At 49.8% G+C, this 12,563-nt stretch carries 5 protein-coding genes and 1 riboswitch; of the genes, 4 read left to right on the forward strand and 1 reads right to left on the reverse strand.

The genetic code is table 11. The features are described 5' to 3' along the window. Positions 1-122 precede the first annotated feature (122 nt). From BLT91_RS21535 to BLT91_RS21545, 3 genes are read left to right on the forward strand one after another with little or no spacing between them, the layout of a single operon-like run. Positions 123-890 carry an SDR family NAD(P)-dependent oxidoreductase gene (locus BLT91_RS21535; protein ID WP_090824750.1) on the forward strand — a complete coding sequence of 256 codons (768 nt, stop codon included), beginning with the start codon at positions 123-125 and terminating at the stop codon, positions 888-890. After that, positions 887-2,956, forward strand: coding sequence for a heparinase II/III domain-containing protein (locus BLT91_RS21540; RefSeq protein WP_090824752.1), 2,070 nt, complete (start codon positions 887-889; stop codon positions 2,954-2,956). Before BLT91_RS21535 ends, BLT91_RS21540 begins: the two co-directional genes overlap by 4 nt. 23 nt (positions 2,957-2,979) lie before the next feature. Beyond that, the gene (locus BLT91_RS21545; protein WP_175532449.1) at positions 2,980-5,283 is read left to right on the forward strand and encodes a DUF4962 domain-containing protein; all 2,304 of its coding nucleotides are present in this window, start codon (positions 2,980-2,982) and stop codon (positions 5,281-5,283) included. Between the two features lie 82 nt (positions 5,284-5,365). Here BLT91_RS21545 and BLT91_RS21550 read toward each other — a convergent pair whose 3' ends face one another. Next, complete coding sequence (locus tag BLT91_RS21550) at positions 5,366-6,526, reverse strand: stalk domain-containing protein (RefSeq protein ID WP_090824754.1); 1,161 nt, start codon at positions 6,524-6,526, stop codon at positions 5,366-5,368. Positions 6,527-6,769: 243 nt separating this feature from the next. Then, a riboswitch (cyclic di-GMP riboswitch) is annotated at positions 6,770-6,860 on the forward strand. A gap of 96 nt (positions 6,861-6,956) precedes the next feature. Between BLT91_RS21550 and BLT91_RS21555 the strand changes: the two genes are divergently transcribed. Beyond that, positions 6,957-12,563, forward strand: a 5,607-nt coding sequence (locus tag BLT91_RS21555) for an RHS repeat protein (RefSeq protein ID WP_141225053.1), incomplete at its 3' end; no start/stop codon positions are given.

Consider the following 12,563-nt stretch of genomic DNA (forward strand, 5'->3'; position numbering starts at 1 on the left):
AGCAGTCGCTAGCACCTCTTATTTAAGTGATATCTGCGGAATCGTGGCTAATAGAAGCTGCTAAAGACCCTTATTCCACATAAAAAGGCAGATAACGAAACACACTCATGGGAGGAATTCATTTGAATATCAATTTGACGGGGAAAATTGCACTGGTTACAGGATCTAATGCAGGGATAGGACGCTCGATTGCACTAGCTTTGGCAAGCAATGGAGCGAAGGTTGGCGTGAACTGCTTGAATAACGTTGCACAAGGGCAAGAAGTTGTAGCAGCCATTCAAGCAGCGGGCGGCGAAGCCGTTTTGGTGCAAGCGGATGTAACGAATTTGGAGCAAATCGACAGACTCGTTAGTGAAGTAGAGCAGGCCCTTGGCGGTACGATTGATATTCTGGTGAACAATGCTGGCCATCTCGTACAGCGCGTTGCCAACTCAGAGATGTTTGAAGACATGTACAATCGAATTATGGACGTTAATTTGAAGAGCACCGTTTTCATGTCCAAAAGAGTCCTTGCCGGCATGAAAGCGAAGGGTTATGGCCGTATCGTAAATATGACATCGGTTGCTGCGCATAACGGCGGCGGACCTGGTTCAAGCATATATGCAGCTAGTAAAGCAGCGGTACAAACATTCACCAAGGGCTTAGCGAAAGAAGTAGCGGCAAGTGGAATTACCGTCAATAACGTATCTCCTGGCTTTATCGGCAATACCATGTTCCACGCGACATTCACGACAGACATAGCACGTCAAGCAACCGTGAACGGCATTCCGCTGCAGCGTGAAGGAACACCGGATGATGTGGCTGGCGCTGTTCTTTATCTTGTTTCCGATCTGGCAGCCTATGTAACGGGTGAAACGATCGAAATCAACGGCGGGATGATGATGCGATGAGTACCGCGCTGAGGCTAGGCGAAAAGCTGGGAAAATTGACTTGGGCAGGTCGGACAGCACATATATTGAAAGAGGAAATCGATAGGCTGCAGCAAACAGGCAGCCTTTCCGTTCCGAAGGAACCTGGGGGTTGGTGGCACCAGTATGTTTGTTCGCGCCATCATACCGAACTGATGTTCGATCATATGCAGGCAGATGCATCCGAATTCCTTTGTCCGCACGGCTGCAAAATGGAGGGCGAAGCTTATCGCGGCGCTTGGCTCGTGTTCAAACACCAGTCGCTTGCACGGGTGGCTCTGCAGTCAGCGGCTGTTTATGCAACGCTTGGCGATGAGTCGTACGCGTTGATTAGTAAAAGGCTGCTCGTTGAATATGCCGAGCAGTTTCCGCTTTATCCCGTGCATCCGGAAGCACAGAGCTGGATGCTAAAGGGGCGTGCTTTTCACCAGGCGCTGACGGAGGCGATCTGGTCCACAACGTTAATTCGCGCTTATCTGTTATTGCGCGATGAGGGTGTCGTGTTCGAGGCGAAGGAGCAAGCGGCGATCGACGCCTTCCTGGGTCTGCTCGCAGGGAGTATGGAAGAATACCGCCACATCCTGATTCATGAGCGGAACAATGCGGAGAACAATTACACCGCATGGCTGAACGCGTCATTATCTTGTGTCTATGCCGCTCGCGGAGAGCAAGCGACGCTGGAAGCGCTAATTGAAGGCCAAGGCGGCTTCAAGCACCACCTATCGATCGGCGTGAAAGCGGATCAAGTGGAGTTTGAGGGAAGCACGTACTATCACGTATTCGTGCTTCGTGCGTACTTGATCTCTGCTGAGATGGCGCAGCGATTCGGCATCGATCTCTACGCCACCGTTGGCGCAGACGGCCAATCCATGCGCGGCATGCTTGAGGCGCTGGCCGATCTGGCCGACGACCAGGGCGCCTTGCCCGCGCTTCATGACGGACCGCTCGCACGTGATCCCTACGCCCGCGAGATCGCCGAGATCGCCGAGCAGGGGCTCGCGATCTATGGCATCGCCGGCCTCGCGCCGGTCCTGCGCGAAGCGTACCGGCAGCTAGACGCTGCCGGTGGCGAGCAGCTGGAGGCGCTGCTCTACGGCGCTGGCGAGGCCGCTGACCGCGCGCCTGCCCTTGAGCCGCGTCGCTCGCGGCTCTGGCCGAACGCCGGCTTCGTCATTGGCCGCGTTGCCGGGAACCCGCTATCGTTCCTCGCCGATTTCGGCGAGCACGGCGGTTCCCACGGCCATTACGACAAGCTGCATCTGACGGTGATGCACCCGGACCAAACCCTGACGCCCGATTTCGGGATGGTGCCTTACGGCTCGCCCATGCGGAAATCGTGGTTTGCCGAAACCGCCAGCCACAATACCGTGTCGCTGGATGGCAGATCACAAGCGCCGCATGAAGGGCGCTGTGTCCGCTATGAGGCTACAGATACGACCGTGTACACATGGCTGCAGTCTACAGAAGCCTACGAGGGCTGCACGATGAATCGCCATTTGCTGCTGACCGGCGATTGGCTGTTGGATTGGTTCCAGGTCGAGCTTACAGGCGATGAGCCAAAGAGCATCGAGTGGTGGATGCATCCTGCCGTCTCACTTCAATCCCAGCAGCAGATGCAAGGGAAAGAAGCAGTTTACAAACTTCTCATCCAAGAGAAGGATGCAGCCACTGTCTCTGAGCAAGAACTGCCCATCACCGGTCAATTTGTGCCGGGTGATGCCGTCGACAAAAGCGGTGCTGCTCAGCTGCACATGTCTTACGCGTTAGGGTCAGACGCATTCGTGTTCCATACGGCGCTTGTACAGCCGGACGACGAGTTTCTCGCTGTGCGAACACCGGGTGACTCCGTTGACCCGAGTAAGTCGCTCACGGCGATACTCCATCGTCGGAACGACCGTTGTGCTGACTTCATACACGCTTACCGTGCAGGCAGCCAAGCGGAGTTAACTCGCGTTTCCGCTCAGGAAATTGTCGTTTCGGTACCCGGACAGTCAAATAGCTCCATACGCATTCAATTAACGAAAGATAAAGGCTTGCTTTTCACTTAGGGAACCCCGGGAGGAGAATGGATATGACTACACTGTCGCCATTATACGAACCGCAGAGCGGCGTACTAACCGTACAATATGAACCGAATGAGCAAACTGTATTGCTGGAAAACCCACCTCGCTTCACTTGGATTCCGGCACAACTGGAGCATGATCGCTATGTGCTGCAAATCTCGCATTCGGATGCTTTCGCTAAGCCTGACACGCAGACGATTGGGCCGATTCCTTATAACTTATATACACCCGATGACGCGCTAAAGCCAGGTACTTACTTCTGGCGATACGCACTTATCCAAGAAGATGGATCTCAAACCGCTTGGAGCCTCGTACGGCGCTTCGAAGTGCCAGCCGATTTACCGGAGACTCCACTTCCTAGCAGAGAGCGCCGCTACGCTGAAGCAACCGCCCAGCATCCTAGATTATGGCTGCAGTCCGCTGAGCTTGATGCTTTCCGCAGCCAACTGGCTGAAGATCCCGCTTATTGTGGATTCGATGTCTTCTATGAAAAGTCCGTTAAGCCATGGATCAATCGGGAACTGATCGCTGAGCCCCTGCCGTATCCCGGAAATAAGCGCGTAGCCAATCTATGGCGCCAAATGTACATGGACACGCAAGAAGTCCTTTACGCAGTTCGTCACCTAGCGGTGGCTGGAGTGATTTTGGCAGACCAAGCGCTGCTGGACCGCGCGAAAACGTGGCTGCTTCACATCTGCACATGGGACTTGAACGGTACGACAAGCCGTGATTACAACGATGAGGCCTCCTTCCGTATGGCTGGAGCTATCGCATGGGGCTATGACTGGCTCCACGCTCTGTTAACCAAGAATGAACGTAAGCTGGTACAGCAAGTTCTACTCTCACGTACGCGTCAAATTGCTGGGCACGTCACCCAGCATTCGAAGATTCATCACGTGCCGTTCGACAGCCACGCCGTTCGCTCTCTTTCGAGCGTTCTTGTACCGTGCTGCATCGCCTTGTTAGAGGAAGAGCCGGAAGTCCGCGAGTGGCTCGATTATACCCTTGAATACTATGCGTGTTTATATTCACCATGGGGCGGACCGGACGGAGGCTGGGCGGAGGGTCCGATGTATTGGACGACCGGGATGGCTTTTGTCACGGAAGCGATGAATTTGCTGAAGAAATATACGGGCATCAACTTTTATAAAAGACCCTTTTTCGCCAAAACCGGCGATTTCCCGCTCTATGCATTCAGTCCGGATACCCTTCGCGCAAGCTTTGGTGATCAGTCAACGCTTGGCGATCCGGTTAGCTTGAAAACGGGCTTCAACATCCGCCAATTCGCAGGCGTGACGGGTAATGGATTGTACCAGTGGTATTTTGAGCGGGTTCGTGAGACAGATACCGATTCCGAAATGAAATTTTACAACTACGGTTGGTGGGATTTTCGTTTCGATGAAATGGTGTACCGCCATGATTATACGCAGGTAGAAGCGATTGCTCCAACCGATGCGAATATCGAGCCGGTCAAATGGTTCCGCGACATTGGTTGGGTGGCCTTTCACTCGCAAATGGCCGATCCGGAGCGTCACATCATGCTGCTGACGAAGAGCAGCAAATACGGCTCCGTCAGCCACAGCCACGGTGACCAAAACGCCTTCCTGCTGCACGCTTACGGGGAGCCGCTTGCCATTGAGAGCGGTTATTACGTGGCATTCAGCAGCACAATGCACATGAACTGGCGCAGACAGACGCGCTCAACGAACAACATCCTGATCGATGGTCATGGTCAATATGCGGAGAAAAATAAAGTGCTGAACATGGCTGCGTCAGGCGTCGTCGAGATTGCCGAGCAGCGTAAGGGCTGCGGTTATTCCCGCAGCAATGCAACCGCAGCATACAAGGAGCACGTTCCTTATCTGGATCGTTACGTTCGCGAGCTTTACTTTTTTGGCACTTACGTCGTTGTTGTTGACCACATCGACCTGTCGCAGACTGGCTCTGTCGACTGGCTGTTCCAGACGCTTTATGAAATGAAGCTGAATGGACAGACCTTCAAAGTCCAGGGCCAAAAGGCTGATATGGACGGTCGTTTCGTCTATTGCTCCTCTGGTGACCTGGAACTGTCCCAGCATCAAGGCTTTACGGACGTTGATCCGGCCGAAATCGAGGGATTGCCGCTGCATTGGCACCTCAAGGCAACGACCAGGCCGGCGCGCAGCCACCGTATGGCTACACTCCTCGTGCCGATTAAGCACGGCGAGCCGAAATATGTGTCCTACTTCATGGACGATCAAGGATTCGACACGCATATTTATTTCACCGAAGACGGCGTCACCAACAAAGTCGAGGTTCCGAAGGCCTACTAGTCTCTCGCAACATGCACTCATCTTCAAAGCAGCCCCCTGGCATTGGCAAGGGGGCTGTTTGATTTCTTTTATGTTGGCGTAATTAATTTTGTTGGTTTACAGGTTTACCATTTTGGAACATGCCTTTAAATTTCACGGAACCGTCGGAATTATATTGCGTTCCTTGGCCATCCCATTTATTACCTTTCCACTGACCCTCGTAAATAAGCTTTCCATTTTCGGCGTACACCTTAGCATTTCCATTGAGAAGCCCGTTATGGTACTCACCCTCGAATTTCAACTTTCCGCTTTGATAGTACAATTTACCAGGTCCTTCAGCTTTGCCGTCTTTGAATGTGCCTTCGAACTGTAATTTTCCATTGTCATAGTAGGCTTTACCATTTCCAGAGTACAAGTTGTTGTGGAACTGTCCTTCGTGGTTCAAAGTGCCATTTGCTCGGTATGTTTTTCCTTCCCCTTCGTACGATCCGTCATTCAAGGAACCAATGTAATAATCGCCATTTTCATACACTTTTTTGCCTTGTCCGGTAATTTTGCTATCGACGAATGTGGCGTCGTACCAGACGGAACCGTTTTCCCGATACAGCATACCATGGCCATTCATTTTTCCTTGACTCCACTCACCGACATAATATTTCTGCCCGCCTTTGTAATAGAGCGTGCCGTTACCATCGATCAAATTGTTCTTAAAGTCACCTTCAAACAGCAATTTACCATTTACAATGAGTTTTCCTAGACCCTGGCGAATGCCATTCACAGTTTCTCCATCGTATGTAACAGTTAGGTTAGTATCGTTTAGGCTGCTTTGTATATAGTCTCCAGGCTTTGTACGAATGTAGACAGAGCGAACTTTGTCATCCCAATACACAATTTTACCAGAGGCTTCACTTATCACTCGCAAAGGGATAAAGGTGCTTCCATCTATAATTTTCGGAGCAGTAGAAAGCTTTAAGGTAGAAGTATTGATCTGGGCAGATGTACTCCCGATTTGCATTTGAACGGAGAGCTTATCTTTAGTTCCTTTGACAGTCTGAGTGCTAGGATCCCATTGAACAGCAATTCCAAGCTTTTCGAAGATAGCGCGGAAAGGAACAATCGTCGCTCCATTATCAATCATGGCAGGCACATCGAAAATGAGTTGTTCGCCGTCCAGATAGACCGGAACCGAGTCATCGGCGAAAACTTGACTGCTGAGGCAGAATAATAGGGTTAGGAAAAATAGGAAAGCACTTATTTTTTTCATAGTTATCCTCCTGTTGGGTCGTGGATGAATGGAGAATATTGTAGGAAAATGTTGTAAATCTCTCTCGGCACGTATTGTACCATAGGTACATATTCCTAGCAATAAAAAAGTAAAAAGAAGAAAATAAATCAAATTTACCAATTTTTGTGTGGAAAATACATGGATTGAATGATATGATCCACTTAAGAATGGGTATAAATGGCTATTGTTGTAATCTCTCAAATAAAAACAAAATAGAACACGTATCGACAATAGCAAATTCGTTGAAAGACGAAGACGCAAAGCTATGGGTCTAAAGTCTTGTGAACAAGACTATGATCGCCAAGCTGCCGAAATATGTGCAACTCCTTTTCCTGGATTAGTAGTAGTAAGCACATTTGCGTCACGCTTTTAATGGGCTTGCTATTGTCAGGGAAAGGGGTTTTTTGGTATGTCAACAAGAAGATGGCGAAGAAAAATATGGATGGTTACTATGATTCTGTTTATTGTTTGTGGCAGTGTTCCAGGGTTAATAGGAAAAGCTAATGCCTCTCATAGCTTTTCAGGAGACGATTGGCTAGCTAACTGGCTGCCGCAACCTGGATCCGCATCGTCGGAATCGCCATTCAGTCCAGAGAAGACAGGGATAAGCAGCACGGCATCACTTCCAGGGGGAGAAATGCCTACACTTGGGCGGTTCGAAGAAGATCAAGCGCAGAATAACGGCATGCCCGAAGATCCCATTGTCCTTCCTAGCGGAATGTTGACAATCAAGCAAACTGATTTAAAGGTTCAATCGCCTGGACTTTCAGTAAACTTTGAGCGTTCTTTCTTGGGAGACCGTAATAATAAACAAGGGGCATATGGGAATGGTTGGTTTTTCCCCTATGAGCATCGCTTGCAGATGTACGCTGGATTTCATATCGTCGAGTCGCAACCTAGCGGGTCGCAGATTCGATATTCGTTCCATCCCCAGAATGCCTCTCAATATGAGGATTCATACGATGGAGATCGTCTAATCTATTATAATCTCGATCAAGGCAGTTACTCTTCAGATCAGCCATATGGATCAAAATTACAGCGGATCTCGGCCAATGAGTATCGTATTACAGAGCCATCAGGTCTTGTCTATACGTTCAAAGGCTACTACGCCAAATGGCGTAAAGACGAAGATCCTGCAGCCGGTAAACTTTTATCCATACAGGATCAGAACGGCAATCAAATTTCACTAAGTTATGATGCTAATGGACATATTCAGACAATAACGGACACGGTTGGTCGTCCGTATACACTGAGTTATACAGGTGATCAAATTGCATCCTTAACAGACCCTTTAGGCAGGGTAACTACTTATCAATATGATGATGTCCACAATTTGACGGATGTGATCAATCCGGACGGGCGTACCCTTTCTTTTACCTATGATTCAAAAAAACATTTGCTATCCGCTGCTCGACCTGCAACAGGCATCGACTCTTTTGCTTATGATGACAAAGGCAGAGTCGTTACATACACCCATCAAGCCGATATTATATATAGTTACAGCTACGATGATCCCAATCAGACGGTGCTGCGCACAGATGCTCAGGGCGGCGTCACCCGTTACCAATATGATGCCAAACACCGCATTGTGCAAAAGGCGGATGCATCCGGACGAACGTATCAGTATACGTATACGGATACAGGAAGGCTGCAGACAACCCAAGGTCCTGACGGCACAAGCACAAGCTTTTATGACGGGTTAGGGAGAGCTGTGCAGCGGATTGATCCGCGCGGCATGACAACACTCACCTCTTACAATCAGTGGAATAAACCGACACAAGTGAAAATTCAATCTCCGAACGCTCAAACGGCGCCGAAGACATGGGCTTATCTTTACGATGATCATAGCAATTTGCTGCAGATCACCGATCCGCTCGGGCATACACAATCGTTTACCTATAATGCTCACGGACAGAAGCTTACCCAGACCGATCAGCGTGGCAAAACGACGTCCTTTGCTTATAACGATGTCGGCCAGCTCATAACGGTGACAGATCCTTCAGGCAGCTTAACGACCTATGTTTACGATGCGATGAACCGTTTGCAGCAAGTGACGCTTCCCGATGGCGGCAAACGTTCGTTCACGTATGATTCGGGAGATCGTTTGACGAGCGTAACTGATGCACTCGGTCATGTCCTCACCCGCGCCTATGACCCTCAGGGCAGATTGTCGCAGATTACGACTCCCGATCAAGCGGTGACAACATTCGGCTACGACGATAAAGGGAGATTCGTTCAGTCAATAGATGCTACAGGCTCAACCACCACGTTCGGCTATGACGCATTGGATCGTGTCGTCAGCGTAAGAGGGGCTAACGATGCAACGCTTCAAATCGAGTACGATGCCTTAGGGAGAGTTGTTCACAAGTCCGGTTCTTTACTTTCGGCACAAGCGACTTCTTACAATGCGGCGGGCCGCGTTGCTAACGTGACCACCGGGAATCAGACAACGGCTTATACATACGATACGGTCGGACGTGTTACAGATATCGTTACAGGCTCCAAAATAACTCACCAAGATTATGATGAGTGGGGAAATAACAACCATACTGCTTTGCCTGCGGGCAACAGCGTTACCCGCACCTATGACTCGTTAGGACAGTTGGTTGAAATGATCGATGCCTTAGGAAACAAAACGGTTTGGGCTTATGATGAAGCGGGTCATGTCATCCAAGTAACCGATGCGTTAGGTCATAGCAGTTCACTGACTTACGACGAGTTGGGACGAGTTACGCAGGTGCAGGATGCAGCTAATCAAGTGACCGCGTATTCGTACGATACCCTTGGACATGTAACCAAAATCGTGGATGCGCTTGGTCATGTAAGAACCTTTACTTACGATTTGAACGGGAATCTAGCGCAAGGTACGGATGCAAATGGAAAGTTGGAAAAGTATCAATACGATGCTTTAGGCCGACTTATTGCCAAAACCGACAAAAATGGAAAAGTGACATCTTATGCGTATGACACCGCAAGCAGGATGGTGTCCGTCATTGATCCTTTAGGCGGACAGACCACATATGATTATGACTCGCTTGGCAGAATCGTGAAGATGGCGGATGCGCTGCATCATACAACCACGATCGCCTATGATCAAGATCATCGTCAAGTGACTACGACAGATGTGCTAGGAAATCGCAAAATGGTTCAGTACGATGATCAGTTCCGTATGTCCGAGCTGACGGATGAGCTCGGCAGGACGACCAAATGGGCGTATGATGCCATGGGAAGGTTATCTGCCATGACGAATGCTTTAGGCCAGGTCACGAGCTACGCTTATGATGAGGCTGGTCGTCTGACCACCGTGACGGATCCACTCGGCAATCGAACTGCGCGTGCTTACGATATATTGGGACGACTCTCGCAAGCTACGGATAAGAACGGTGCAATTACCCAATATCGGTATGACGCAATCGGTCAAGTCATCGCGAAAATAGACGCTCTTAAGCAGGAAACCGACTACGCTTATACCCAGACAGGCCAATTAGCGAGCTTGACCGATCCGCTTGGCGGAAAGACAAGCTATACTTACGATGCGCTGGGTCGTATGCTCACGAAGACCGACCCGCTCGGTTCGTCAAAGAAGTTCGGCTATGACGCTGCAGGACGGACGATTAGCGTCCAAGACGAAGAAGGTTTTCTAACTACTTATCAGTACGATGCGAATGGCAATCTCATCTCGCAACAAGATCGAAGAGGCAGCAATTGGGGTTACCAATACGACGCATTGAATCGTCTTATACACATGACCGATCCCATCGGACATAGCAAGTCCATGGCGTATGATGCATTAGATCATCTGATCACAGCTACAGACGCACGCGGTGCGAAAACAGCTTACGATTACGATGCGCTAGGTCGTTTGTCAGTTAAGACGGACGCTTTGGGAGCCAAGCAAACCTTCGATTACGACGCCACCAGCAATCTCGTGGCTCAAACAGATGCATTAGGCCATAAGACAGCCTATCAATACGATGCGCTGGGCCGAATGGTAGCCAAAGCAGATCCGTTAGGAGGCGTGACGGCTTATACGTTCGATGGCTTGAACCGAAAAACGGCGGAAACCGACGCGAATGGGAATCAAACACAGTATGCCTACGACCCCATGGGCAGAATGACACAGGTAACCGATGCGCTTGGCAATAAGACATCATATGCGTATGACACCCTAGGCAGGCGTACGCAAATGATGGACGCCAATCAGCACGAAACGGATTGGACATACGATCCGCTAGGAAGATTAATCTCTGAGAAAAATGCGCTTGGCCAAGTGACAGCGTATCGATACGATGGAGCAGGTAATGTCAGCCAAATGTCGAAGCCTGACGGCACGGCCATCTCGTATCAATATGACCGCAAGCATCAGTTGCTGCAGAAACAGCTTCCCGGAGGAGAAGCACTGACGTATCAGTACGATCCGGAAGGGAATCTCACCTATGCTGCATCTCCCGCATCCAAGGAGCAGTATGCTTATGACGCAGCGGATCAATTAGTGTCCGTCACGAACACACAATTGAGTAAGACCCTCAATTTCACCTACGACGAAACGGGTAATCGAATCGGATTGAAAGACGGCGAAGACCGGATGTTCGCGTATCAATACGATGCCGCTCGCCATTTGACGGAAATGACGGACCCGGAAGGCAAAAAGACGAGTTTTACCTATAACGCGCTGGGGAAATTAGCAAGAGAACAACGACCAAACGGAATTACTACGACGTATACGTACAACGAGAACAACTGGGTGACGAAGCTGGAGCACCGTGGCGAGGATCTGCACCGATCTTATGCGTATACGTACGATAAAGCCGGCAACCGATTAGCCATGGCGGAAGAAGACGGAGCGGCGACGACGTATGCCTATGATGCGTTGAATCGCTTGGTTAATGTCACGTATCCTTTCGATAAGGACATGCGAATCGGTGATCAAGGCGATGACAGTGACAATAACGGTAATAATGGTAACGGCAATCATAGTGATCTTAGGCTTTCTGCCTTGCTTCAATCACTATTTCCAAAAGCAGTATCCAGCAGCGTCTATAACGCAACGTACAACGCTAATCAACTAGGAGTCACCGGCGCTGTGTATGGAATAAGCAACCCAAACCCAAATGGCAGAGATTTTAACCTCGATGATTGGGCAAGGTTAAAGGAACTGGCGGAAGAGGAAGACAGCGGGCACTATGTTCGCCCCGATTACGTCACGAATCCGGTGAAGAACGCGCAGTACGAATATGACGGAGTTGGCAATCGTACTCGAATGACAGCGGACGGCAAAGTGACGGCGTACGCGTATGACGGTGCGAATCGGCTTTTGTCGGCAGGCGAGGTTTCGTATATATACGATACGAACGGGAATTTAACCGAGAAAAAAGGCGGTCCTGCACAGAAAGTAAGTTATAACTATACAGGAGACAATCTCCTGAAAGGGGTGCAGGTTCTCGGCGGCACAGGAGTGGAGTTTGAGTACGATGCTTTCAGACGGAAAGTGAGTCGGACCGAAACGTACGTCGATCTTTCTGGTCTACTTGGGAAACTGACTTCGCAAGGTAATAAAAATGATGATGACAACGGTAATGGAAATGGAAATGGTAAAGGCAATGGCAATGGCAATGGCAATGGCAATGGTGATAATGGAAACCATGGAAACAATAATGGAAACCATGGAAACGACTATAACTGGAACGGAATTAAGTTGCCGGATGAATGGAAAGACTTTTTCGGCGAAAGAACGACTCAATACCTGTACGATGGAATGGACGTTCTGAAGGAGTATGGAAAGAACGGGAATCCAATGGTGGAGTACTACCGAGCCGGAAATCAGACCGTGGCGCAAAGGCTGTTCGGAAATACGCGCTTTATTGGCGATGATGACGATCACGGCAATAACGGCAAAAACGGTAATCACAACGGATGGTTTGGCGGACATGGCTGGTTTGACGGCGATGAGCATGTGGATGGGAATATCGTGTATGGGCTGACCGATGCGCTGGGCAGTGTACGGGATGTGACGAAC

Source organism: Paenibacillus sp. yr247, from assembly GCF_900103825.1.
Classification (GTDB): Bacteria; Bacillota; Bacilli; order Paenibacillales; family NBRC-103111; genus Paenibacillus_E.

Excerpts from the sequence above, each read along its gene's own strand:
- BLT91_RS21540 (WP_090824752.1), top strand. The coding sequence starts at position 887 with ATGAGTACCGCGCTGAGGCTAGGCGAAAAGCTGGGAAAATTGACTTGG.
- BLT91_RS21545 (WP_175532449.1), top strand. The coding sequence starts at position 2,980 with ATGACTACACTGTCGCCATTATACGAACCGCAGAGCGGCGTACTAACC.
- BLT91_RS21550 (WP_090824754.1), bottom strand. The coding sequence starts at position 6,526 with ATGAAAAAAATAAGTGCTTTCCTATTTTTCCTAACCCTATTATTCTGC.